The sequence below is a fragment of the Enterococcus sp. 2STP genome, assembly GCF_032465635.1.
Taxonomy (GTDB): domain Bacteria; phylum Bacillota; class Bacilli; order Lactobacillales; family Enterococcaceae; genus Enterococcus_B; species Enterococcus_B lactis.
The window spans coordinates 108,084-133,405 of record NZ_JAWDJH010000019.1 but is presented as its reverse complement, the minus strand read 5'-3'; the positions used below and the strand labels follow the sequence as shown (position 1 = coordinate 133,405).

At 39.1% G+C, this 25,322-nt stretch carries 25 protein-coding genes, 1 tRNA gene and 1 other annotated feature; of the genes, 19 read left to right on the top strand and 7 right to left on the bottom strand.

What is annotated here, in order from left to right; translation table 11 throughout:
* Positions 1 to 3 precede the first annotated feature (3 nt).
* Entirely contained in the window at positions 4 to 1,902 is a 1,899-nt protein-coding gene (locus RWU19_RS08315) for a fructose-1,6-bisphosphatase (RefSeq protein WP_316002733.1), read from the top strand.
* Positions 1,903 to 2,568: 666 nt separating this feature from the next.
* Here the strand turns inward: RWU19_RS08315 and RWU19_RS08310 are convergent.
* Positions 2,569 to 3,288: a gamma-glutamyl-gamma-aminobutyrate hydrolase family protein gene (locus RWU19_RS08310; RefSeq protein WP_316002732.1), complete on the bottom strand. Its 720-nt coding sequence runs from the start codon at positions 3,286 to 3,288 to the stop codon at positions 2,569 to 2,571.
* A gap of 189 nt (positions 3,289 to 3,477) precedes the next feature.
* Positions 3,478 to 3,525 (top strand) — a sequence feature (sodium ion sensor (DUF1646 type); this cis-regulatory element may regulate processes involved in with the transportation of sodium ions).
* A 99-nt stretch (positions 3,526 to 3,624) separates the two neighbouring features.
* Between RWU19_RS08310 and RWU19_RS08305 the strand changes: the two genes are divergently transcribed.
* The 10 genes from RWU19_RS08305 to RWU19_RS08260 are packed head-to-tail and all read left to right on the top strand — an operon-like array spanning position 3,625 to position 13,542.
* Positions 3,625 to 3,957, top strand: a complete 333-nt coding sequence (locus RWU19_RS08305; protein ID WP_123837912.1) for a hypothetical protein — start codon at positions 3,625 to 3,627, stop codon at positions 3,955 to 3,957.
* Positions 3,944 to 5,947, top strand: coding sequence for a V-type ATP synthase subunit I (locus tag RWU19_RS08300; protein ID WP_123837911.1), 2,004 nt, complete (start codon positions 3,944 to 3,946; stop codon positions 5,945 to 5,947). The genes RWU19_RS08305 and RWU19_RS08300 overlap by 14 nt, the downstream gene beginning before the upstream one ends.
* Positions 5,948 to 5,965: 18 nt before the next feature.
* Positions 5,966 to 6,436 (top strand): V-type ATP synthase subunit K, encoded by a 471-nt coding sequence (locus RWU19_RS08295; RefSeq protein ID WP_002292848.1) that lies wholly within the window; start codon positions 5,966 to 5,968, stop codon positions 6,434 to 6,436.
* Between the two features lie 20 nt (positions 6,437 to 6,456).
* Positions 6,457 to 7,041, top strand: a complete 585-nt coding sequence (locus RWU19_RS08290; protein WP_002308528.1) for a V-type ATP synthase subunit E — start codon at positions 6,457 to 6,459, stop codon at positions 7,039 to 7,041.
* A gap of 14 nt (positions 7,042 to 7,055) precedes the next feature.
* Positions 7,056 to 8,042 (top strand): V-type ATPase subunit, encoded by a 987-nt coding sequence (locus tag RWU19_RS08285; protein ID WP_002344455.1) that lies wholly within the window; start codon positions 7,056 to 7,058, stop codon positions 8,040 to 8,042.
* Positions 8,032 to 8,343 carry a V-type ATP synthase subunit F gene (locus RWU19_RS08280; RefSeq protein ID WP_002292844.1) on the top strand — a complete coding sequence of 104 codons (312 nt, stop codon included), beginning with the start codon at positions 8,032 to 8,034 and terminating at the stop codon, positions 8,341 to 8,343. The genes RWU19_RS08285 and RWU19_RS08280 overlap by 11 nt, the downstream gene beginning before the upstream one ends.
* 21 nt (positions 8,344 to 8,364) lie before the next feature.
* Positions 8,365 to 10,146 carry a V-type ATP synthase subunit A gene (locus RWU19_RS08275; RefSeq protein ID WP_316002731.1) on the top strand — a complete coding sequence of 594 codons (1,782 nt, stop codon included), beginning with the start codon at positions 8,365 to 8,367 and terminating at the stop codon, positions 10,144 to 10,146.
* Positions 10,139 to 11,515 carry a V-type ATP synthase subunit B gene (locus RWU19_RS08270; protein WP_002313473.1) on the top strand — a complete coding sequence of 459 codons (1,377 nt, stop codon included), beginning with the start codon at positions 10,139 to 10,141 and terminating at the stop codon, positions 11,513 to 11,515. Before RWU19_RS08275 ends, RWU19_RS08270 begins: the two co-directional genes overlap by 8 nt.
* Before the next feature lie 6 nt (positions 11,516 to 11,521).
* Complete coding sequence (locus RWU19_RS08265; RefSeq protein ID WP_123837910.1) at positions 11,522 to 12,157, top strand: V-type ATP synthase subunit D; 636 nt, start codon at positions 11,522 to 11,524, stop codon at positions 12,155 to 12,157.
* Between the two features lie 29 nt (positions 12,158 to 12,186).
* The gene (locus RWU19_RS08260; protein WP_002334872.1) at positions 12,187 to 13,542 is read left to right on the top strand and encodes a TrkH family potassium uptake protein; all 1,356 of its coding nucleotides are present in this window, start codon (positions 12,187 to 12,189) and stop codon (positions 13,540 to 13,542) included.
* Positions 13,543 to 13,740: 198 nt separating this feature from the next.
* Here RWU19_RS08260 and RWU19_RS08255 read toward each other — a convergent pair whose 3' ends face one another.
* A complete protein-coding gene (locus RWU19_RS08255) occupies positions 13,741 to 15,135 on the bottom strand; it encodes a PLP-dependent aminotransferase family protein (RefSeq protein ID WP_123837909.1) in 1,395 nt (464 codons plus the stop codon).
* Between the two features lie 91 nt (positions 15,136 to 15,226).
* On the opposite strand from RWU19_RS08255, the gene RWU19_RS08250 reads away from it, so the two are divergent.
* Both RWU19_RS08250 and RWU19_RS08245 read left to right on the top strand, forming a co-directional pair.
* Positions 15,227 to 16,198 (top strand): ornithine cyclodeaminase family protein, encoded by a 972-nt coding sequence (locus RWU19_RS08250; RefSeq protein ID WP_002292838.1) that lies wholly within the window; start codon positions 15,227 to 15,229, stop codon positions 16,196 to 16,198.
* Positions 16,195 to 16,977, top strand: coding sequence for a PhzF family phenazine biosynthesis protein (locus RWU19_RS08245; protein ID WP_065772910.1), 783 nt, complete (start codon positions 16,195 to 16,197; stop codon positions 16,975 to 16,977). Before RWU19_RS08250 ends, RWU19_RS08245 begins: the two co-directional genes overlap by 4 nt.
* Positions 16,978 to 17,144: 167 nt before the next feature.
* Here the strand turns inward: RWU19_RS08245 and RWU19_RS08240 are convergent, their stop codons facing one another.
* Entirely contained in the window at positions 17,145 to 17,516 is a 372-nt protein-coding gene (locus RWU19_RS08240) for a VOC family protein (protein ID WP_002308538.1), read from the bottom strand.
* 133 nt (positions 17,517 to 17,649) lie between these two features.
* On the opposite strand from RWU19_RS08240, the gene RWU19_RS08235 reads away from it, so the two are divergent.
* Positions 17,650 to 18,093 (top strand): NUDIX hydrolase, encoded by a 444-nt coding sequence (locus RWU19_RS08235; protein WP_123837908.1) that lies wholly within the window; start codon positions 17,650 to 17,652, stop codon positions 18,091 to 18,093.
* A gap of 48 nt (positions 18,094 to 18,141) precedes the next feature.
* Here RWU19_RS08235 and yidA read toward each other — a convergent pair whose 3' ends face one another.
* Genes yidA through RWU19_RS08220 form a run of 3 tightly spaced genes read right to left on the bottom strand, consistent with a single transcriptional unit; the run spans position 18,142 to position 21,151 of the window.
* Positions 18,142 to 18,951 (bottom strand): sugar-phosphatase, encoded by an 810-nt coding sequence (gene yidA / locus RWU19_RS08230; protein WP_002292832.1) that lies wholly within the window; start codon positions 18,949 to 18,951, stop codon positions 18,142 to 18,144.
* Positions 18,952 to 18,969: 18 nt separating this feature from the next.
* Positions 18,970 to 20,337, bottom strand: coding sequence for an HD domain-containing protein (locus tag RWU19_RS08225; RefSeq protein ID WP_002292830.1), 1,368 nt, complete (start codon positions 20,335 to 20,337; stop codon positions 18,970 to 18,972).
* The gene (locus RWU19_RS08220) at positions 20,321 to 21,151 is read right to left on the bottom strand and encodes a lipoate--protein ligase family protein (RefSeq protein ID WP_104867739.1); all 831 of its coding nucleotides are present in this window, start codon (positions 21,149 to 21,151) and stop codon (positions 20,321 to 20,323) included. Before RWU19_RS08220 ends, RWU19_RS08225 begins: the two co-directional genes overlap by 17 nt.
* A gap of 162 nt (positions 21,152 to 21,313) precedes the next feature.
* Here RWU19_RS08220 and RWU19_RS08215 point away from each other — a divergent pair, with 162 nt between their 5' ends.
* The 5 genes from RWU19_RS08215 (at position 21,314) to RWU19_RS08195 (ending at position 25,116) form a co-directional block, all read left to right on the top strand.
* Positions 21,314 to 21,751, top strand: coding sequence for a DUF1934 domain-containing protein (locus RWU19_RS08215; protein ID WP_002292826.1), 438 nt, complete (start codon positions 21,314 to 21,316; stop codon positions 21,749 to 21,751).
* A gap of 75 nt (positions 21,752 to 21,826) precedes the next feature.
* Positions 21,827 to 22,447: a DNA-directed RNA polymerase subunit delta gene (gene rpoE, locus RWU19_RS08210; protein ID WP_002292825.1), complete on the top strand. Its 621-nt coding sequence runs from the start codon at positions 21,827 to 21,829 to the stop codon at positions 22,445 to 22,447.
* 265 nt (positions 22,448 to 22,712) lie between these two features.
* Entirely contained in the window at positions 22,713 to 23,219 is a 507-nt protein-coding gene (locus RWU19_RS08205) for an RNA polymerase sigma factor (RefSeq protein WP_002334868.1), read from the top strand.
* 16 nt (positions 23,220 to 23,235) lie between these two features.
* The gene (locus RWU19_RS08200) at positions 23,236 to 24,135 is read left to right on the top strand and encodes an RsiV family protein (RefSeq protein WP_002320271.1); all 900 of its coding nucleotides are present in this window, start codon (positions 23,236 to 23,238) and stop codon (positions 24,133 to 24,135) included.
* Positions 24,136 to 24,225: 90 nt separating this feature from the next.
* Positions 24,226 to 25,116, top strand: coding sequence for a polysaccharide deacetylase family protein (locus RWU19_RS08195; RefSeq protein WP_123837907.1), 891 nt, complete (start codon positions 24,226 to 24,228; stop codon positions 25,114 to 25,116).
* Positions 25,117 to 25,231: 115 nt separating this feature from the next.
* Here the strand turns inward: RWU19_RS08195 and RWU19_RS08190 are convergent.
* A tRNA-Arg gene (locus tag RWU19_RS08190) sits at positions 25,232 to 25,303 on the bottom strand.
* Positions 25,304 to 25,322: the final 19 nt, after the last annotated feature.

The window sequence follows — 25,322 nt, the reverse complement described above, 5'->3', positions numbered from 1 at the left end:
TTAATGGACCGCTATTTAGATTTACTTTCAGAGAAGTTCCCTACAACGGAAGATGTCATCACGGAAATCATCAATCTCGAAGCAATTTTACAGCTTCCAAAAGGAACAGAGTTATTTTTGAGCGATATACATGGCGAATTTCCTGCTTTTGATCATATTCTGCGTATCGGTTCAGGAAATCTTAAAGAAAAGATCAAAGACCTTTTCTCTGAACAAATGACGGAAACGGAGATCAGCCAATTCACTATTTTTACGGCTTATCCAGAATATGTATTGACGACTGATTGGTACAAAAAACAAGATAAATCCCAGCTGATTCATCGTTTGATTGATCTTTTACGGTTTACGACAGTCAAATACACTCGATCAAAAGTTCGAAAAGGATTGCCAAAAGAATATAGCTATATCATTGAGGAACTCTTGTATATCGATGATCGTATCAACGGGAAAAAAGACTATGTAAAAAAAATCATTGAACAACTTGTCTTGATGAAGGAAGAAGAAAAATTTTTAACAAAACTTGCGCAGACGATCCAAAAATCTGTCATCGATCATTTGCATATCGTGGGTGATATTTTTGATCGGGGAACTCAAGCAGCCAAAGTGATGAATCGAATCATGGATTTTTCCTCTGTAGATATCCAGTGGGGGAATCATGATATTTTGTGGATTGGTGCGTATTGCGGCTCTGAGGCATGTTTATTGACGCTTTTACGGATTGCCGCACGCTACAACTATTTATTTGAATTAGAGAAAGAATATGGATTAAATTTACGTCCATTATTTTCTTTTGCCCATCAAACCTACCAGAAGAATCCTGTATTTACACCTAAAAACAGGAAAGATCTATCTGAAAGAGAACAAGAAGAACTAGAAAAGATCCATCAAGCACTTTCTATCCTCCAATTCAAATCAGAACATCAGTTGTTGGATCGACGACCTGAATTTAAAATGGACGATCGTAAATTGTTGGAAAAAATCAACTATGAGGAATCAACGATCGTTTTAGAAGGTCAGCTCTATGAGTTGAAAGGGACTTGTTTTCAAACGATCCAGCCAGATGATCCTAAAAAATTCTTGGAAGAGGAACAAAAAGTGATCGATAGTTTGATGTATTCATTCCAGCACTCGTTAAGAATGCAAAAACACATGACGTTTTTGATCGAAAAAGGGGGAATGTATCTCACGAACAATCAGCATGTACTGTTTCATGGCTGTATACCTGTAGATGAAAAGGGGCAGCTCTTAGCATTTGAATTAGACCAATCTTATCGCGGAAAAGAATTACTGGGATTTTTTGAAAAACAGATAACTGAAAGCGCAAAAGATTTGACTGCAAAAGAAGATTTGGCGACCGATTTGATTTGGTATGCGTGGAGCGGGCCATTTTCGCCTTTATTTGGCAAGAGTAAAATGGCCACTTTTGAGCGCTATTTTCTCACAGAGCCTCATACGCACGTCGAAAAAAGCAATCCCTATTATCACTTGCGAGATGAAGAGTGGTTCAGTGAAAAAATTTTGGCAGAATTCGATGCAAAAGAAGAAGGTTCAGCAATCATCAATGGGCACACGCCAGTAAAAGTAAAAAAAGGGGAGTCACCGATCAAAGCAAACGGAAAAGCATTTGTTATTGACGGAGGTCTATCCAAAGCTTATCAAAAAACAACCGGGATTGCTGGCTACTCATTACTATGCAATTCTTACGGTTTCCAAATCGTGACACATTATCCGTTCTTGCCTATTGAACAACAATTTGCAAAAAAATCTGATCAAACGAATGTAAAAAAAGTGATCGAGCAGCAGCTCCCACGCAAACTTAATCGGGATACGACAAAAGGAATGGAATTACAGCAACAGATTACTCAACTCCAAAGGCTGTTGGATTATCGAAAGGACGATTGAGAAAAATGCTAGCCAACATTGCTCAATAGACTAAAAAGCGACTGCAACAAAAGGCGTGCCGCAGTCTCCTTCGGAATTAGCTCAAAAAACAGAAAAATATGAGGAGCTATTTTTCCGTTTATTTCTCTAATACTCAGGTCAAAACGCTGTTTTCACGACCTCTTCCTTAAACGGTGTTCAAAAGCCAGTTTCTCGGTATTAAGCCAAATTTATGTAAAAATGTGGAAAGCCATTTTCACAAAATTTTTCTTAATACTCGAAACTAAACAGCTTTTTCACAACCTCTGATTCACGGTGTTCAAAAGCTTGCATCTGCGGTAATAAGCCCAGCCAAACGAAAAATATGAGAAGCTATTTTTGTTTGGCTGTTCTTATTACTTGATGCAGGACAGCTTTTTCACAACCTCTTTCCTTAAACGGTGTTCTCCTGCCAACTCCTCGGTCACAAGTCACAATATCCAACAAACATGAGAAGCTGTTTTTTGAAATTGCTCCTTGTGACTCAGAGTTGAACGGCAGGCTCACGACCTCTTGGTAAACGGTGTTCTCCTGCCAACTCCTCGGTCACAAGTCACAATATCCAACAAACATGAGAAGCTGTTTTTTGAAATTGCTCCTTGTGACTCAGAGTTAAACGGCAGGCTCACGACCTAATCAGAAAAACGATTAAAATTCATTCACAAAGAAATCGAATAAACGCTGTTCAGATGAAACTACACGATGAGAAAGTTCCGGATGCCATTGGACACCAAGGATTTTGTGCATATTATCTTTACTTTGGACTGCTTCAATGAGTCCATCGTTGGAAAAGGCGATGGCTTTTAACAAAGGAGAAAGATCTTTGACTGCCTGATGATGATAGGAATTCACAAAGTATGAATCAGGGAGAAGGTCACTTAATAAACTGTCCGAAACGATTTTGACTTCGTGAGTCGCAAACTGAGGGGCGGTGGGCTGTTGTTCGTGTTTTACGGACCATTTTGGATATAATGAAAGATCTTGATAAAGTGTTCCCTCCAACACGACATTCAATAGTTGAAATCCTCGGCAGACTGCAAAAATCGGTTTTCTTTGTTTCAATGATTCCAAGATCAATGCCTGTTCGAATTGGTCTCGTTGAATATTTGTTTCCGTCAGTTTTGGATGAGGGTCTTCCATGTAAAGTTGCGGACTAACATCCTGACCGCCTGCAAGAATGAGTTTGTCGATTTTCTCAATTAGTTGAGGCGCTGAATCTGGAGACATGACTGGCAGAATAAGAGGTAATCCTTGAGCATCTAAAACTGCATCCACAAATCCCTGCGGTGTATAGCTTACTTGATTTCCTTGGAAAGTATCTGTCGCTCGAATCAGTTGATTCCCGGCAATGCCGATGATTGGTTTCATTTTTATTCCCCCTAAAGTAGACTAATTGTAACAAGGATTTAAAAAAATTTAAACTATGTAAGACTTGCCCCTATACTTATCTGTTCTTGCTGTGTTACTATCTGTAAAGAGAATTTTCGTGTGAAATTCATGACGATAGTTGAAAATATTGCTTAATTTGTTATAATAAAAAGTAAGCAGAAATAAAAAGGTTGGGCGTAAGCTTCAAGGATCTAGTTCTTCAAGGGGTGAGAAGGACATTTTATTGAAGGGGCCTGCCTATACTAAGTTATCTTTAGAGGTACATACTTTCAATGAAAAAAGAAAGCATGTACCTCTTTTTTAAATCGAAAGGAAGTGAAGCAAGTGTTAGAAGCTTTGGAACAAATCCGAAAAGCAGAAGAAGAAAATGAGAAGCGTGCCCGAACCCTACGGCAGCAGTTGAAGACCTATGCAGAAGAAAAAGAGCAAGAATTGGAAATAATCCAAACGAACAATCGGCAACAGCTGAAACAGTTGGTAGAAGAAAAAGAACAATTCGAAAAGCAAGAATTAGAAAAAGAAAAAATAAAATTGAAAGCAGAAGCAGACAAGGTGCAAGCTACTTTGAAAGACCAATATCAAAAGCATCAGAGTCAAGCAATCGGTGCAATCATTGAAAGGGTGAAAGAAACTTATGGCCGTCACTAAGATGGAAAAAGTGACCCTCATTTCAGATAAAAGAAATCAGGAGAGGATTTTACAAGCAGTACAAGGAATCCAAAATGTTGAAATCCGGGATCTGTATCAAAATAGAACAAACAACCAGTGGGTAGAAAAATATTTTCCAGATACCACGATTATTGATAAAGAAGCAAAATTAAGCGCTTTAGGCAATCGGCTGAAAGACATCCAAGAAGCTATCCAATTCATACAACACCACGGCGATAGCCGTCAAAAGAAACTCCATTTGAAACGTCAAGAACTTTCCTTACAAGACTTGGAAGCAAATTATTCCGAAGAAAATTTCATGAATAAATTAGAAGAAGTCCTCGATTTAAAAGAAAAGTGGGAACAGCTAACTGAAAAACGTGATCGTTTAGAAGAAGAGGAAGAATGGCTTCTTCATTGGCAACAGCTGGATATTGCTCCAAGTATGTATGCCAGTAAGACGACCATTTTTGAGATGGGGACTGTGAGTGCAGCAAATTTTGAAAGTTTCAAGGAAGAACTAAGTAAGCTTGATGACGTTTATATGGAAGAAATAGATTATACGCCAAAACAAGTTTATCTTTCGTATGTTGCTTTAAAAAAATCAGCTGCTGCTATAGAAGAAATTGCTGGGAAATACGGGTTCAATAAAGAAACGTATCCTTATGAACAAAATCCTAAAGAAAAACTGCAAGAAACCAAACAGCAATTGTCCGTTGTTCACGAGCACCAAAAGAAGATAACGACAGCGTTAGGTCAGTGCAGCGGCTATATCCAAGAATTTGAATGGGTAGAAGAAGTCACACTTGCCGTTGCAGAACGGGAAAAAGTAAAAGAACGGTTTATCCATGCGACTTATCTGATCGTTTTGCAAGGTTGGGTAGATGCAGAAGAAAAACAGAATTTGATGCATGTGTTAACCGAAACTGTATCAGAAGAAGATATATATATTAGTTTCGAAACACCAAACTCAGAAGAGATTCAGCAGGAAGTCCCTACTAAATTGAAAAACCATCCGCTTATCGAACCTTTTGAATTGCTGACTGAAATGTACAGTCTGCCAAAATATGAAGAAGTAGATCCAACGCCTTGGATGACACCATTTTATCTTGTCTTCTTCGGGATGATGGTCGCAGATGTTGGTTACGGATTGCTGATGCTCATTGGGACAATACTAGCTCAAAAACTATTTGTTTTACCACGCGGGATGAAACGTTTCGTAAAATTCTTTGAGATTCTCTCGGTACCATCGATCATCTGGGGATTGATCTACAGTTCATTTTTCGGACAGGCATTACCAAAAGAACTATTTGGCATCCGCTTGCCTTTCCCAATCCTATCTACGACGGATGACGTCAATACGATTTTGATTTTATCCGTGATTTTCGGTCTGATACAGATCTTGGTTGGGTTATTCGTGGCAGCAAAGGAAAATATCAGGAGAAAAGATTACTTGAGTGCTGTCAGTGATGGATTTGCCTGGCAAGGGATCCTGATTGGGATCGTTATTGCATTGATTGGTGTCATGTTGATAAAAAATACAGCATTTGTTTATCTTGGCGCGGGGCTATCGATCATTGCTGCTTTATGTATCTTAATCGTGCCGATTATCCAATCGCCGTCTAAAGTCAAGGGTGCTGCCAAAGGAGCGTATAATCTTTACGGATTGACGGGTTATATCGGTGATTTAGTCAGTTATACACGTTTGATGGCACTAGGTATTTCAGGCGGAAGTATTGGCGCGGCATTCAATATGCTAGTTGCTTTCATGCCGCCAGCCGCTCGATTCAGTGTAGGGATCCTTTTGATCATCGCTTTACACGCACTGAATATGTTTTTGACACTGTTGAGTGCCTATGTCCATGGCGCACGATTGCAGTATGTCGAATTTTTTGGGAAATTTTATACAGGAGGCGGACGTGCCTTTGACCCGCTGAAAACGGCGGAAAAATACGTCAACATCAATCATAAGAAAAAAAACAATAAATAATTGGAGGATTTTTATACAATGATGGATTACTTAATTAGTCAAAATGGTGGAATGGTATTTGCAGTATTAGCGATGGCAACAGCGACGATTTTTTCAGGAATCGGTTCAGCTAAAGGTGTTGGAATGACAGGTGAGGCAGCAGCAGCGTTAACAACAAGTCAACCCGAAAAATTCGGACAGGCTCTGATTCTGCAATTGCTTCCAGGTACGCAAGGGTTGTATGGATTCGTTATCGCCTTTTTGATTTTTATCAATTTAGGAAATGATATGTCAGTTGTACAAGGATTGAACTTTTTAGGCGCTTCTCTGCCGATTGCTTTTACAGGCTTGTTTTCAGGTATCGCCCAAGGGAAAGTTGCAGCAGCAGGTATCCAAATTTTAGCGAAAAAACCTGAACATGCTACAAAAGGAATCATTTTTGCTGCGATGGTTGAAACATATGCGATTTTAGGTTTCGTTATTTCCTTCCTATTAGTATTGAATGCCTAAGCATAAAGGAGGAAAAGCAGATGAACGCCATTGAAAAAATCATCTCTCAGATGAATGAAGCAGCAGAGCAAGAAAGAGCGGCGTTAGAGCAAGAAGAGCGAATGAAGATCGATCAAAACTTTGAACAAAAACGTACGCAAATCGAAACAGAACATCAAAAACAAAAAGAAAAACAAATCGAATTACTTGAAAAAAAATACCGTCAGCTTAGGAATCGCCAACAAGTAGAAGTACGACAAGAAAATTTGAACGCGAAGCAGGAATTTTTACGACGATTGTTTGCAGATGCAATAGCTGAAATGGAGAATTGGGATGAATCTGAACAAATCCAGTTTATCAAAAATTCATTGTATTCATTACCTTTGACAGGCAAAGTAACATTCATTGCTGGAGAAAAATCAGCAGCTTATCTTTCTCAGACATTGCTGGATGAATGGAACAATGAACTTCCCTTTACGATGGTTTTAAGTGATGAATCTGTTGCTGGTCAAGCTGGGTTTCTGATAAACGATCAAGGAGTTCAGTATAATTTTCTTTTCAGCAGCCTTGTACAAGATATCCAAGGAACGATGAGTTTTGAGATTGCCAATCAATTATTCGAATAAGGAGGGATCAGTGTATGGAATACCACGAACTAAATCCCTTGATTCGCGGAAGAGAGCTTGAACTTTTGTCCAATGAGACATTTGAACGGATGATTCAAACCAATTCTGTCGAAGCACTTGGTGAAATATTGAAATCCACGATTTACAGTCCATATATCTATGACGGATATGAATATGACTTCGAACAGAATCTTTTAAAGGAGCAGAGCCGTCTATTTCGCTGGTTAAAGGAATCAGCACCGGAGCCTGAAATCGTTTGGATCTATACGATGCGTTATACTTTCCATAATCTGAAGGTTTTGACAAAAGCCGAGATGACAAATCAAAATCTGGACCATTTGTATATCGACGATGGGTTTTATTCATTAGAAACCTTGAAGGATGCCATTCATACGCAAGTTTCAAATGAACTCCCTGAAAGTATTATGGATAGTATACGAGAAGTCCGCGATTATTTTGAAGAGTCTACCATTCTTCAGGGAATCGATGTGATCTATGATCGGCAGTTTTTGACTGAACAGCGACGGCTTGCCGATAAGCTAGGATATCAAGAATTGCTGAAAGAAGTCATTGCTTTTATTGACTTGACGAATATCACAACGATGGCTCGAGGAATATTGCAGAAAAGAACATATGGGTTCATGACGACGGTGCTTTCCAGTTCGGGAAGTATCGAAAAAGAAGTATTTTTGAACTTTGTAGATAAAGACATGGAAGCTTACACGAACTTTCTATTAGAGACAGATTATGCTGAGTTTCTGCGTCCTGTCATCCGTGAGGGAAATCTTGATCTCGTAAAGCTTGAACAGTTGAAAGATGATTATCTAAGTTCATTGTATCAAGAAGCACAAACCCAGGCTTTCGGACCACTGCCATTACTAGCTTTTTTGAACGCAAAAGAGGTAGAAAGCAAAAACCTTCGTTTACTGGTTATCGGCAAAAGAAGCCATTTCGAACCAGAAACAATCAGAAAGCGGGTGAGACAAGTCTATGACGCATAAGATCGGTGTAGTTGGCGACAAAGATTCTGTTTTGCCATTCAAATTGTTTGGCTTCGATGTTCGTTACGGTACAACCAAGCAGACCGTTCGTCAGGCAATTGAAGAAATGGCAAAGAATGAATATGGCGTGATTTATGTCACGGAGCAATGTGCAGCACTGAGCCCAGAAACGATCGAACGTTACAAGGAACAAATGATACCTGCTATCGTATTGATTCCCAACCATCAAGGATCATTAGGGATTGGGCTGGAAGAAATTCAAAAGAACGTAGAAAAAGCAGTAGGTCAAAATATCTTATAGTATGAAAAGGAGATAGAAATTTTGCAAATTGGAAAAATCATAAAAGTCTCCGGACCTCTTGTAATGGCTGAGAACATGTCTGATGCCAGTATCCAAGACATGTGTCTAGTGGGAGATCTAGGAGTTATCGGAGAAATTATCGAGATGCGTGGCGATGTGGCGTCTATTCAAGTATATGAAGAGACTTCTGGAATTGGTCCAGGCGAACCGGTTCGCTCTACTGGTGAAGCTTTATCTGTTGAATTAGGACCAGGGATCATTTCACAAATGTTTGACGGAATCCAACGGCCATTAGATACCTTTATGGAAATCACACAAAGTAATTTCTTAGGACGGGGAGTCCAATTGCCTGCATTGGATCATGAGAAAAAATGGTGGTTCGAACCCACATTAGAAGCCGGAGAAACGATTAGTGCTGGCGATGTGATTGGAATAGTAGAAGAAACAAAAGTTATCAAACACAAAATCATGGTGCCAAATGGGATAAAAGGTACGATCAAAACAATCGAAAAAGGGTCGTTCACTATTGATGAAACCGTATGTGTCGTTGAAACTGAAAATGGTGACAAAAACTTGACGATGCTCCAAAAATGGCCAGTCAGACGTAGTCGGCCAATCAAAGAAAAATTAAACCCTGATGCACCGATGATCACCGGACAGCGAGTGATCGATACGTTCTTCCCAGTGACAAAGGGGGGAGCAGCAGCTGTTCCTGGTCCATTTGGTGCAGGAAAAACAGTCGTTCAGCATCAAATCGCAAAATGGGCCGATGTGGACATGGTCGTTTATGTGGGATGCGGTGAACGCGGAAATGAGATGACGGATGTTTTAAATGAATTCCCTGAATTGATTGACCCTAATACAGGAGAATCGTTGATGGAACGTACGGTATTGATTGCCAATACATCTAACATGCCAGTAGCGGCTCGAGAAGCTTCTATCTATACGGGAATCACGATTGCGGAATATTTCCGTGACATGGGTTATGACGTTGCTATCATGGCAGACTCCACTTCGCGATGGGCAGAAGCACTTCGTGAGATGAGCGGACGTTTGGAAGAAATGCCTGGTGATGAAGGTTATCCAGCTTATCTTGGTTCCCGTCTTGCGGAATACTATGAACGATCTGGAAGAGTCATTGCTTTAGGATCAGAAGGTCGCGAAGGAAGTATAACCGCAATCAGTGCTGTATCGCCTTCTGGAGGAGATATTTCGGAACCAGTCACACAAAATACATTGCGGGTCGTAAAAGTATTCTGGGGACTTGATTCGACTTTAGCCCAAAAAAGACATTTTCCTTCGATCGATTGGATCCAAAGTTATTCTCTTTATTCAACAGAAGTAGGGAAGTACATGGATCATATCCTTCAAGCTGACTGGGCATCCATGGTCACTGAGGGTATGCGTATTTTGCAGGAAGAACAGCAGCTGAATGAAATCGTGCGTTTGGTAGGGATTGATTCCCTTTCAGATAATGATCGTCTGACATTAGAAGTGGCAAAATCCATTCGTGAAGATTATTTGCAGCAAAATGCTTTTGATGATGTCGATACATTCACTTCAAGAGAGAAACAATTCAAAATGTTGAAGATGATCTTGACCTTTGGTGAAGAAGGACGGCATGCGTTGTCGTTAGGTGCTTATTTAAGTGAGATCATGGACGGTACCGTATCGATTCGTGAAAGAATCGGACGAAGCAAATATATCCCGGAAACAGAATTAGAAAAACTAGATCAAATTATCGGTGAAATCAAGCAAACGATGCAAACAATCGTTTCAGAAGGAGGCATGAGCAATGATTAAAGAATATCGTACGATCGGTGAAGTCGTCGGTCCATTGATGGCGGTTGAAAAAGTTGCTGGTGTCAAATATGAAGAATTAATCGAAGTCCGTATGCAAAATGGCGAGATTCGTCGTGGACAAGTATTGGAAGTCCAAGAAGATAAAGCAATGGTCCAAATATTTGAAGGAACAAGTGGAATCAATTTACGTGACTCTTCTGTACGATTTTTAGGACATCCTTTAGAACTAGGTGTATCGGAAGACATGATCGGTCGAGTATTCGATGGCTTGGGACGTCCAAAAGATAATGGACCAGAAATCCTGCCTGAAAAGTATTTGGATATTAACGGAGAAGTAATCAATCCAGTAGCTCGGGATTATCCAGATGAGTTTATCCAAACAGGAATCTCTGCAATCGATCATTTGAACACATTAGTTCGTGGACAAAAATTACCAGTATTTTCTGGTTCTGGTCTTCCTCACAAAGAATTAGCTGCTCAGATCGCGCGACAAGCAACGGTACTTGATTCATCAGATGATTTCGCCGTAGTCTTTGCTGCTATTGGGATCACTTTTGAAGAAGCAGAATTTTTCATGGAAGATTTTCGACAAACTGGTGCAATCGACCGTTCTGTCATGTTCATGAATTTAGCAAACGACCCTGCAATCGAACGTATTGCTACTCCTCGTATGGCTTTGACTGCTGCAGAATATCTTGCTTATGAAAAAGGAATGCATGTATTGGTTATCATGACAGACATGACCAACTATGCAGAGGCATTGCGAGAGATTTCTGCAGCACGGCGAGAAGTTCCAGGAAGAAGAGGCTATCCTGGGTATCTTTACACGAACTTAGCTACTTTGTTCGAACGAGCAGGAAGGATCCGCGGACTAAAAGGATCAGTTACTCAAATTCCGATTTTAACAATGCCAGAAGACGATAAGACTCATCCGATCCCTGACTTGACTGGTTATATTACAGAAGGCCAGATCATCTTGACTAGAGAGCTTTACAAGAGTGGGATACAACCACCAATTGATGTACTTCCGTCTCTTTCGCGGTTAAAAGATAAAGGAACTGGACCCGGAAAGACAAGAGAAGACCATGCGGCTACGATGAATCAGCTTTTTGCAGCCTATGCACAAGGAAAACAGGCAAAAGAATTAGCCGTAGTTTTAGGAGAATCTGCTTTATCTGATGTAGACAAGATTTATGCGAAGTTTGCTGAGCGGTTTGAAAAAGAATATGTCAATCAAGGATTCTACACGAACCGTTCGATTACTGAAACACTTGATCTAGGGTGGGAACTGCTATCGATGTTGCCAAGAACCGAATTAAAACGAATCAAAGACGACATGCTGGACAAATATCTGCCAGAAGGGAAGTGAGTTCTGATGGCACGATTGAATGTGAATCCGACCCGCATGGAATTGACCCGATTGAAAAAACAGTTGACAACTGCCGCAAGAGGGCATAAATTATTAAAAGATAAGCAAGATGAACTGATGCGTCAATTCATTCTGTTGATTCGAAAGAACAACCAACTGCGTCAAGAAATGGAAGAGTCCATGACAGAAGCAATGTCTGATTTTGTATTGGCAAATGCTTCAATCACGGAACCTTTCATCGAAGAATTGTTTGCTTTGCCGGCGGAAAACGTTGATTTATCTATCGTAGACAAAAATATCATGAGTGTAAAAGTACCTGTGATGAATTTTGAATATGATGAACAGCTGACAGACACCCCTTTGGAATACGGGTATTTGAATTCCAGTGCCGAACTGGATCGGTCAATCGATCGGTTTACTACCTTGCTTCCAAAACTTTTGGAACTGACAGAAATCGAAAAAACTTGTCAGCTAATGGCAAGTGAGATCGAAAAGACACGTCGGCGAGTCAATGCATTAGAGTATATGACGATCCCTCAATTAGAAGAAACGATCTATTATATTCGTATGAAGCTAGAAGAAAACGAGCGCGCAGAAGTAACAAGGTTGATCAAAGTAAAAAATATGGGTACCACTGACTAAGTGGTATCCTTTTTTAAAAGAGGAAAACGATGATTAAACAAAACAAACAAATAAAGAAACGCTTGCCGGCCGTTCAGCTTCTCGCATTAGGATTTTTTCTCCTGATTTTAGTTGGCGGCGGCCTACTTACCCTGCCATTTTTTAGTAATAGTGGGCATGGGACAAATTTTATCGATGCGCTTTTCACTGCAACTTCTGCCGTCTGCGTGACGGGATTGACGACATTGAATACAGCAGAACATTGGAACAGTGCTGGTCAGTTTTTGATCATGCTTTTGATTGAGATTGGCGGTCTTGGCTTTATGATGGTTCCGATTCTATGCTTTGCATTGATAAAGAAAAAAGTCAGTCTCAGCACACGTATCATATTAAAAGAAGCGCTAAATCTAGAAGAAGTATCAGGTGTGATGAAGCTCATGCTTTACATCCTGAAATTGGCCTTTGTGATCCAATTGATTGGTACGATTGCTTTATCTTTTGTATTCGTGCCTGAATTTGGCTGGTTGAAAGGGATCTGGTACAGTTTGTTCCACGCAATCTCTAGTTTTTGTAATGCAGGGTTTGATTTGTTAGGAGACAGTTTAGCCAATCACCAGCAAAATGTTTATTTGATCATGGTGGTATCTGCTTTGATCATTTCTGGCGGATTAGGCTTTATCGTCTGGCGTGACTTATTGGAATATCATCAGAAAAAGAAGATGACGATTCATTCAAAAATCGCATTAACCGTTACAGGTACCCTTTTATTAGGCGGTTTCGTTGTGTTCTTTTTCACAGAACACAATGGGGCAACATTAGTGGAAGGGAATATGTTTCAACGATTGGCAAATACTTTTTTTATGAGTGTAACACCTAGAACGGCTGGATATTATTCAGTTGATTATCTCCATATGAGTCATGCCGGTCTGATCTTAACGATGTTTTTGATGTACATTGGCGGAACATCTGGGTCGACTGCCGGCGGATTGAAAACAACTACGTTAGGTGTGTTGCTGATCCAGATGCGTTCGATGCTTAAAGGACGTACGAGAGCGGAAGCATTTGGCCGTACAATCCGTCAAGGCGCAGTGTTGCGAGCACTCACGTTGTTTTTTATCACGTTGACACTGTGTGTAGTCGCCATCATGATTTTATCAGTGACTGAAACGATACCTAAAACTTCTGGCATCGAATATATTGCTTTTGAGGTCTTCTCTGCATTTGGAACAGTAGGACTTACGATGGGATTGACGCCAGACTTGACTGCAATAGGGAAATTGATCATTATAGCGCTTATGTACATTGGACGAGTTGGGGTATTGACTGTGGTCTTCTCTCTGATGACAAAAGCACAAAGAACTCAATCAAAATACAAATATCCAGAAGAAAGTGTCATGATTGGATAATTTCATCTTCTGACAGAAATCTAGTGATCTAGCAAAATAAGAAAATAAAATATAAGACAAATTTTTTTGCTGTTTGGTTACTTTAAGTGCAAAATGTTCATTTGCTTTTTGAGGCACTATCCGTTGTTGAACTTCGGGTAGTGCCTCTTTTTTATCGAAAGGAATCAATCAGCTATGATTCCTTTATTTATCAATAGATTATAATTCATATTTTTTTATTTTTTCTTTTACGATACTTAGTCCAGAAGCTAAAATCTCAAGGTTGTTTGAAGATAGGGAAATACGAACGAATGCATCCGGTTGTGCTCGCGTAGTAAAGCGTCGGGAATGATAGAGTCGGATGCCGTTAGACAGAAAGTCATTCTCAATCCTCTTAGGATCAATCTCAGGATCAACTGAAAGAATTCGATAATAAGGAACACGATTCGTTGGTTTTTCTACTTTGAAAAGAGAATCAAAAAGCTGATTAGCTCTTTTCGTAAGATTTAATTTAGTTTCTAAGATTCTATTTGCTTCATTTGAATGGAGGATTTGAGTGATGACCTCCACATCTAATCCAGAAGTTTTCACATTTATATTAAAAATTGCTTGTTCTATCTTGCTTTGGACATGTACTGGAGCTACAAGATAAGCAACTCGCAATCCAGAACAAATAAATTTTGTCATTCCAGCTAAGTAGATTGTTTGGTTAGGTAACAATTTTTGGAAAGGAGGAATAATCTTATGTTGATAATAAGTTGTTAAAAAAGAATGGATATCATCTTCGATAACCCATAGACCTTCTTTTTCAATTACTTCGGCTAATTGCTCTCGTCTTTGGTGAGAGATTTGAAACCCTATAGGATTATTGCAAGAAGGCATAAGAAAGACACCATGGATCTTCTTTTTTCTACATTCCTGAATCAATATATCAGGTCGCATTCCTTGCTCGTCAAAATCAATTGGAACGATCTCTAAATGATATAATTGAGCCAATTCAATGAAATTAGCGTACGTATATCGGTCTGTTGCTATTCTATCACCTGGAGAGAAAAGTGCAGAAAGTGTGATAGCCAATCCATTTTGAACACCGGAAACAATAGACAGAGATTCTAAAGACGGAATGACTCCTTGAGTTTTTAACCAATTTGCTGCAGTAGTCAATTGAAAATTTGTGCCTTTGGGATCTTGGTAATTAAGCAAACCAACAAGATTTGGGTTATTACCAGTTGATTGAATAAACGGGACAACGAATTTATTACATTCTTCAAAAGAACTAACCAGACCAAAATCAATGATATGTTCGGTTACTTCATTGGTAGAGATGGTAATGGATTCAAAGACATTGGGAGAAATAAAAGTGCCACTTCCAATATTCGTATACAGCAAACCTTTCTCAATTCCGTATTTATAAGCCTTGCCAACGGTAGTAAAATTTAAATCTAAATAATCAGCTAGCTCTCTTTGGGAGGGTAACTGAGTGTTTTTCTGTAATTTATTCTTTAAAATATCTTGTTCTAATTGTTGAATCAACGATCGATAATAAGGACGCTTCAATTTTTGTTTGTCTGGCCGCCAAGTTAACGGGTAGTTGTCATAAGAATTAATAGGCATTTTCTCCACTCCTTAAAATTGTATACCATACAATTTTACCATTGATTGTATTGATTTTAGAAGTTAATCTTTTGTGAGGAGGGAATTGTCTATGAAAATTATTAATTTTGAGGAAGTAGTAGCTTCTTTTAGTTTTGAAGAAGCGATCCAAGTAATGAAAAAATGTTTCTTTGATTATGAAAGTGGTAAAATCAGCCAAAATCCTCGATTGGTGGAAATTTTACCGGACGGAAAAGACAAAAATGTGTTTGCGATGATGCCTGCCTATTTGGGAGAGAATAGATATTTTGGAACAAAAGTCATTACCGCTTTCCCGGATAATCATCAGTATCATTTACCTTCTCATTTAGGAGAGATTTTCTTGTTTGATGCTCAAAACGGACTACCCAGAGCATTGATAAACGCAAATGCAGTCACTTGGATTCGAACAGCTGCTGTATCTGCGCTAGCAACAGATTACTTAGCAGATCAGCATGCAGAAACACTTGCTTTAATTGGAGCTGGTCAACAAGCATTGTCGCATTTGGCTGCGATTTCTACCATTCGTCGCATCACTACAGTGTTTGTTTACGATATTTTAGAAGAAAGACGAAATGCTTTTATCGCTAATGCTAAAAATCAGTATCCTAAAATGACGTTTATAAATGCAATATCAGTAGAAGATGCAGTACGCTCAGCGGAAATCATTTGTACGTTGACCCCTAGTAAAGAGGCATTTCTTCAAAAAGAGTGGGTAAGGGAAGACGCACATATCAATGCTGTGGGCACGTTTACTCCTGATACAAGAGAGATAAGTACACCATTGATGGAAACTTCTCAAATCTATGTAGATGATTACTCAGCTGCCTTAACAGAAAGCGGAGACCTACTTATAGCCATGTCAGAAGGAGATTTAGAGGAATCTTGTATTGTTGGTACATTAGGCGAATTAGTTTCTGGGAAAAAAACATTTTACAAAGGAGAATCGAGTCCGACGATTTTCGACGCAGTTGGTCTAGCTGTTGAAGATCTTTGCTGTGCAGAATATATTTATAACAAATTAGAGAGAGGATCTTTAAAATGAACTTAGATTATTACGTAGTTGATGCATTTGCAGATGAGGTGTTCAAAGGAAATCCAGCAGCAGTGTATGTTCTAGAAGAATGGCTGCCAGAAGGTACGATGCAAAAAATTGCCATTGAAAACAATTTATCTGAAACAGCATTTACAGTGAAGAAAAATCAAGGATTTGAGCTTAGATGGTTTACGCCAGATCGAGAGATCAATCTTTGCGGTCACGCGACATTAGCAACAGCATTTGTTTTATTTAACTATTACAAAATACTTGATGAAACGATTAAATTTTCTACTCAAAGCGGTAATCTATTTGTGACAAGAATTGAAGATTATTATTACATGGATTTTCCTAGTATTATGCCAAAAAAAGTACCGATATTGTCTGAATATGAAGAAGCGATTGGGGCTAAGATTAAAGAAGCCTACTTAGCACGTGATTTATTTTTCGTATTAGAAGATGAAAAAACAGTGGCTAAATTGCAGCCAGATTTCACAAGTATCAAAAATTTTGATTTAGGAATAGGGGTCATCGTGACAGCAGAAAGTGTACAAGAAGACTTTGTTTCTAGAACCTTCTTTCCAAAATTAACAATCAATGAAGATCCAGTATGTGGATCAGCACATTCTAATCTTATTCCTTATTGGGCAAAAAGAATGAGTAAAACAAAATTGTCAGCTTACCAAATGTCATCAAGGGGCGGGTATCTAGAGTGTGAATTAAAAGAAGATCGTGTGATAATAGGAGGAAAAGCAGTTTTGTTTTCTAAGGGTACCTCGTTTATTTGATTTCTTTCAAATGAACTAAAAATAAATAAGTGTAGAGTGGCAGCCTTATAGCTACAATAGTTGTTAAAAAAAGACGCAAACTTTTTCAATTTAAAGAAAGTTTGCGTCTCATTTTAATTATTGGCGTTTGTTTTTTGTTCAATCAAGAGCAAAATGCCCCCTACTAACTATCCTCGGATGACTTCGATTTTATAACCATCAGGGTCAATGACAAAGTAGTAAGAAGGCGCAGTGCCAGGTAATCCTTTTAAGTCAGTAATTTCAAGACCTGCAGCTTTATGCTGTTCATGTAATTTTTCTAAATCATCAGCTGCAATAGCGATATGACCATAACCATTTCCTAAATCATAGGCACCATGATCGTAGTTATAAGTCAACTCTAATTCATAGTCATCCCCAGGAAGTGTCAAATAAACAAGTGTAAATTTGTTTTCTGGAAAATCACGGCGGCGGCTTTCTTCAAAACCAAATGCCTTTTGATAAAATTCGATTGATGCTTCAAGATCTTTCACTCGAACACATGTGTGAGCCATTTTCATAGATTCATCTCTCCCTTTCCTTTTATTTAATCATAACAAAAAGAAGTAAGGAAATAGTTGATTTGTGCTTGTTCATGAGAAATTTCTCATGTAAAATGGATAGAAAATAAAACTGTTAAGGTGGAAACTATTCATGGATAAACCAGTTTTTGGTGAAAAAAAGCAATTTGCTGATTATCAAACCCGTTATGCAGCGTATATCATCATAGAAAGAGATCAGCAGATTGCAGTAATCGAGGCTCCAAATGGTGCTTTTTTTCTTCCTGGCGGGGAAATTGAAGGAGATGAGACGAAAGAAGAAGCGATCGTTCGTGAGCTAGTAGAAGAAATGGGGATTGCGGCAGAAATTGCTTTCTATCTGGGAGAAGCAGATGAGTACTTTTACTCGAATTATCGTGCAACTTATTACTATAATCCAGGATATTTCTTTGCTGCTGATTCTTGGAAGCGTATAGGAGAACCCACAGAAAAGACCAATAAAATCTGGTGGGTCAGCCCCCAAGAAGCACTTGAAAAATTGAAACGTGGCAGCCATCGATGGGCAGTCGAGAGATGGGTCGAAAAAAATAAAAAATAAAAACTGAAAGAAAGCGAGTAGACCAGCTTTCTCTCAGTTTTTTATTTATTACAGAACGTATTTTTTGATTGCTTCAGCTACGCCGTGTTCGTCGTTCGATGAAGTGATGACATTTGCTGCTTCTTTGACAAGAGAAACGGCATTTCCCATAGCTACTCCTAGACCAGCATATTCAATCATGGATAAGTCGTTCTCGTTATCTCCGATAGCCATGATTTCATCTTGATCAATACCAAGATGCTGTCCGAGATTCGCAACTGCCGCACCTTTACTTGCTTCTTTATTTAGTACTTCAAAGTAATAGGGTGCACTTTTGACCGTTGTGTATTTATCACGGAAAGTTTGCGGTAAACGTGCAATTGCTGCGTCTAAAATTTCTGGTTCGTCGATCATCATCATTTTGACGATGTTCATGTCTGGTGTCATTTCTTCAGGTGTTCGATATTTTAGCGGCATCTTGACTAAGCTTGCTTCGTGGATCGTATAAGCGCTGATATCTCGATTAGGTGTGTAGATCGCTTTGTCATCAATCGAATGGAGATGACTGCCAACACGGCGTGCCATCACTTCGATCTCTAGAAAATCTTCATGAGTCAGACCGTGACGGGCAATGATTTTACCTGATTTTGTTTGTTGTACGAGTGCCCCATTATAAGTAATAACGTAATCATTATCTTGAAAAAGGTCCAGCTCATTTAACTGTTCTTGGACACCTGGTAAGGGGCGACCAGTACATAAAACGATTGAGACCCCTTTTGCAACAGCAGCGGCAATCGCTTCTTTTACTTCTTTTGTTACTTCTCTTTTCTCATTTAATAAAGTACCATCGATGTCGATAGCGACTAGTTTGATAGCCATAATTTCCTCCAATATATTTCAGTTTATTTCAATCAATGCGCCATTACGGATATGGCTGGCAAATTCTTGATAAGTTTCATCAAATAAATCATAATGATCACGCAAGGATGGGTCAACCATTTCTTTTGGAAAGAAAAATCGCTCATCCCCTTGTTCTTGTCCCGCTAAAGCGGCAACAAGCTGACTAACCTGTGATAATTCTATCAAAGTTCCGTCATTTCGCAAAATCTCGATTTGCGTGCGATGTCTGCCTTGTTCTGGGCGATAAAAATCATAAGGCAGATCGTAGCTAGAGTTGACAGCAGTGTAATAAACAGGGTTATAGCCGACCTTTTCTACTAACAAAGTGAGTTTTTGAATCAAATTTGAATCCCGGTTGCCAGAAAAAGTGGCGGATTTCAGTGGTTTACGATTCAAAAAACGTTTAGCTAAATCATTTAAAATAGGATCAGCAGATTCAGACCATTGAGTAAAGTAAGTACCCAAGACCCCATCATCAAGTTTGAGGTATTCTTCTAAAGTAAAGCTTCCGTCAAGAAATGGCAAGAGTAGTTGAGAGTGAAGTTCAAAACTGCTGGCATCTTCTTGATACAACTCGTGCGCGCGATGAAGCAGATGCTCCAAGATCACTTCCATACCACGGGAAACAGGATGGAAGTACACTTGCACATACATTTGATATCGGCTAACGATATAATCTTCCACTGCATGCATGCCGCTCATGGAAAAGGCGATCCCGCCTTCATATGGACGAATCACACGTAATATTCGGGTAAGGTCAAATGTTCCATACTCCGTTCCAGTGAAATAAGCATCCCGAAGTAAATAGTCCATTCGATCTGCATCGATCTGGCTGGAAATCATTTGGACAACTTGCGGATTAGGGTAGGTTTTTTGGATCACGCTCGCTACTTTTTCAGGAAAACCTTCTTCTACTCGGTTAAGGATCTGATACACCTCTGTTTCTGGAGAAGTGATAATCTCTACAGTGATAGCCTCGTGATTCGTGTGGAAGATATGCTCGAATGTATGAGAGTAAGGACCGTGACCGACATCATGCAATAGTGCCGCACATAAAGTTACTAGCCGTTCCTGATCATCCCAGCCTCCGTTGCCTATCTTTTCTTTTGGAAAATTTCGAGAAAAGATATCGCAAATTCGTCTTGAAATCTCATAAACACCTAATGAATGGGTAAAACGGCTATGTTCTGCTCCGTGAAAAGTGAAAGAAGCAGTGCCTAATTGTTTGATTCGTCGCAGACGTTGGACTTCTTTCGAGTTGATCAAATCTAAGATTACTTGATGCTGGACATGGATATAGTTATGGACTGGGTCACGAAAAACTTTCTCCATAGGCAGCATTTGATATTTATAAGGGGTTGTCATATTGTAGCTCCTTTATGTTATTGCGTTGTTCCATTCTCTGGATTTGGTTGTTCCATTGCTCCAGCTGGATTTCTTTTTTTAGCCAGTCGGTAGAATCCAGTAAATCACTTGCAGAATACAGCTTTTCAAAAGCTTTTGCAAATGATTCTTTGACTTCTTCTACGAGAAGGGGATGGTCAAGCAGTTCTTCAAGTGTTGCCATTGTGGCAGGATCAACTGCAGGATAGCCATTTGTACCAAAGCCTTCTTTTAAAGCAGATTGATAAAATCGTTTCATGACTTGCCCGCGCTTTTCCTGATTACCGTTGACACTTAAGTACATCATAACAGAAATCCCATTTTTGATGCGACGCTGAGCGATGCCGGCAAATTTTTTGCCATGGATGCTTAAATCATAAGTTCCAGGACAATAAGAATGGGTGATTTCGAATGCTTGAATCGGTGCCTTCGGAAAGGCGTATTTAGTCAATCGAAGCATTTGATCGTAAGCTTCATCGATGGTTATTTTTTTTTTGTCATTCTGGGGGAAAATCAAAGAAATATTCAAAATCCCTTCGTCTGATACGATTCCTAATCCACCTGAGTTTCTGATTACCGGAGCATAACCTGCATCTTTCAGTGTTTGGATCCCGTCTCTAAGAAAAGGTGTCCGAACATCTTTCATACCTAAGATGACGGTGCAGTCATATTGCCAGAAATGCAAAAAGATCTGCTGGTGTTCTTTGGAATATTCCGTTAATATATCTGTTAATGCGAAAGGGGAAAAGTCGTTTTTTTGATAAATGTGCTGATCTAGTCGAATCGCAGGGTTCATTCAACCGGCTCCTTTTTATAAATTCATATTTTCTACAATATTATACTCTAAATTCAAGGAGTTGTTTTGAAAAAAAGGTTTTCTGTAAAAATGGACAAGTTGGTTGACAAAACAAAAGAAACTAGGAACAATGTAGCTATGAGAAGTAAAGGAGAATGAAGAATGGAATTATCACAAGGAACACCGATTTCGATCAAATTGCGTACAAAAGTGAAACAACAAGGGGAAGTGCAAGATTTTTATTTTGATTTGAAAGGGCAAATGGTGACGATTGGCGATACGCTGTACATACGGTATAAAGAGATGCAGGAGGAAACAGGCGATGAAATCCCTGTAACGATCAAATTAGTTCCAGATGGTCATGTACAGCTGATCCGTGCAGGAGAAATGCGAATGCGTTTGAAATTTGGTTATAAAGAACGGTTAGAAACAGCCTACCGAACACCATACGGTATGATCCAGATTGCTACCTTTACGAAAGAACTGCATGTAAGTTTGAAAGACCGTCCCACAGCAGGAAAGGTTCGGATCGATTATGATTTGTTCATGGGACTAGAAAAAATCGGCGAATATTATTTGACATTGGATTTTACAGCGTAAATATAAAAGAAAAGTTTGATTTTTTGTGTCTGATTTTGTATGATAAGGAGTAGACTGTGAAAGGACGTGTCCTGATTGGAAATTAGTGTATTTGAAGGTGCAAACAAAAGCGAATTATCAATGATCGAAGTAGCACACGCGATCTTAGAACAACGTGGCGATGTCATGGATTTTTCTGATTTAGCCAACCAAATCCAAAACTATCTTGGTAAATCAGACAGTGAAATTCGTGATTCACTCGCACAATTTTATACTGACTTGAATATTGACGGCAGCTTTATCTCATTAGGGGATAATCGTTGGGGCTTGCGTTCATGGTATGCTATCGATTCGATCGATGAAGAAGTAAACCATGGAATGGACGAAGAGGATGAAGATACTCCGCGTCGCCGTAAACGCAAGAAAGTCAACGCCTTTATCAATGATGATGAAGACGCGATCGATTACAATGACGATGACCCAGAAGATACAGATCTGACAGAAGAAGACGACGATGATCTGTTTGATGACGATGATGATGAAGATGAAGAAATCGCTGCTTATAATTCTGATTTGCAAGAAATTGGAGCAGATGACCCAACAGATGATGAAGAAGACTTGCCTGGGAATATCGAAGAAGATTTAAGTATCATAGACGAAGACGATGATGATGAAGACTATGAAGAGGAAGAATTTTCTGACTCTGAAAAAGAATAAACATCATTTACTGTAGCTGCTGGGACGGAAGTGGTCAACTTCAAGAAATTTCCACTTATTTCCGAAGAAGCTACTTCTAGAACACCGTGTATCAGAGGTTGCAACAGAGACGTTGAACCTATCGGAATAAGGAGGTGTGACATGATTTTTGTCACACCTTCTTTTTTGTATATAAAAATTCAAAGTAAATACATAAAAAATAAAATAATTGAAACTTTTAGCGTACCTTGTACGTCATATTAAGTGAGGCGGAAAGGAGTGGAGAATGATTTTTACTGGATATAAGAAAAAACGGCAGATTGAAAAATACCGTCACCTGCTGAATGGACTCATCGAAACTGATTATCAAAAAATGTTCCGTATCACGATGAATTACGTACATGATAAAGAAGAGGCCTTAGATGTGATGCAAGATAGTTTCCATAAAGCACTGAAGTATTTTGAAAAAGAAAAAGAAATCGAGCATTTTAATGCATGGTTTTACCGGATATTGATCCGCACGGCATTAGATAGTTGGCGCAAACAAAAAAGGACACCTGTTGACTTATTTGAAATTCAAGATATCCCGCAGCAATTACCTTTAGAAACTTCCGTTGCAGAACTCCATATGATTTTAGATAAAATAGACAGTCCGGAAAAAGAGATTCTGATCCTTTACTTTTTTGAAGGATTTCGTTTAAAAGAAATTGCGACTATCTTAGATATGAACGAAAACACAGTTAAAACAAAAATGTATCGTTCACTGAATGTTTTACGTCAAATCCTAGAATGAAGGAGAGAAGACCGCTATGTATTCCCAAAAAGAAAAGTTAAAAAAACTAAAGAAAACTTATAAAGAACAAGAAATTCCAAAAGGGCTTCAAGAGGAGATCCGTCAGCGTTTTCTTATCGAAGAGCAATCATTCATAAAAGCAAGACGGAGAAAAAGACGCCTCCAAGGGTTCGTAGTATCTTTGGCTATCGTGATGATTACAACAAGTAGTCTCCTTTTTAATAGTCAAGTTCGAAGCTTTGCAGAAGACTTGCCCATTTTAGGATCAGTCATTGAATTGATCTTAGGCGAACGTTTTACTGATCAATCTGAAAAAATCGATATTCAAGTACCGAAGATCCATACTCAAAATGAGAAAGAAAACAAAACGATTCATGGATTAAACCAAAAATACTTTCACGAAGGACAAGCAGATTTTAAAAAAGCTGAAAAAGAATATGGAAATCTTGAAACGGATCATTACCAAGTTCTGGGTGATTATCAGAAAATCGTAGACGATGACCGGTTTCTTGTGATCGAAAGACAGATTACCCAAACAGCAGCGGATAGCCACGTTGAAAAAAGATACGACACGATCGACAAGAAAAACAGTGTCCAGCTCTCACTTCCGCTGCTATTCAAAGATGACACCTATTTATCTGTTTTGACAAAAGAAGTCAAGCGGCAAATGGCCGAACAAGTCAAGGAAGATCCGTCTAAGTACTATTGGACTGAACAAGATATTCAAGAAGGAACGATAGAAAAACCAACACTTGTTACACCAACACGAAGTTTTTATTTGAATAAAGAACATCAATTAGTTCTGACTTTTTCTCAATATGAAATTGCTCCTGGTTATATGGGAACTCCAGAATTTGTCATTCCCAAGTCCGTGACAAAAACGATTTTGGCATCGGAAGATTATCTGGATCATTAGGCGAGAAGTAGTTGCGACTAGCAGTTTCAATTCTTTACAGTTATTTTCAAGTAAGTAATTAAGAAGAGAAAAAGAGAAAGAAGAGATATAGTGAAAAGAAATTATTTAGTTATCAGTATCATTGCTTTATCCGTGCTTTTATTTTTCGAAGTCACTTCGGTCGCCTCCTTGATCAGCGAAGAGAAAGGACAAGTAACTTCTTCGGAGCGTTCGTCACAAGCTTTCAAACAATCAGAACAATCAACGAATAAAAACAAGTCGACTGAAACAGCTAGCGTCAACGAATCCACTCAAGAATCAGTGAAATCAACACAAAGTCAATCAACTGAACCAGAACCAACACAAGAAAGTACAGAAGCTGTCCAAGATCCGACTGTCAAAAGTATTGCCATTAGTTTTGATGATGGACCAGGAGCGACCACGACACCACAGCTGTTGCAAATACTTAAAGAAAAAAACGTGCATGCTACTTTTTTTGTTTTAGGAGAAAATACGGCGCAACATCCTGAAATTGTGAAGCAGACAGCTGAAGCAGGACACGAGATCGGCAATCACACATATGATCATCAGGATCTGGCGACGCTTTCTGCCCAGTCGATTACGGAGGAAGTGACAAAAACAGACACTGAGATCAAAAAAGCCACTGGTAAAACCCCCACTTTCGTTCGTCCGCCCTATGGTTCGATCACAAGTGTAGGAGCAAGTGTTATCCAGCGGCCAATCATCGAATGGTCGGTCGATTCAGAAGATTGGAAGTCAAGAAATCCTGATTTGATTTTGCAGAAGATCCAAGCAACAGTATACGATGGTGCAATTATTTTATTCCATGATATTTATCCTGAAACGATTCGTGCCGTTCCTCAAGTGATCGATTATCTGCAAGAGCAAGGGTATCGCATCACGACAGTGGGGGATTTATTAGGGCATCCAACGACTGTCGAGAACTATTATGGCAGAAACGATCATCGGCCAGTCCAGTAAGTGAAAACAAGTATACTTATAATAAAAAACTGTCCGCCAATTTTTTTGGTGGACAGTTTTCACTTGAAAAATAAAGAAGCAAACATTCGGAAGTTATGCTAAAATGGCAATAGAACGCGTCCTGAGGGAATCGAACCCCCGTCTCAAGAACCGGAATCTTACGTGATATCCACTACACTAAGGACGCAAGCACTGGGATAATTGTA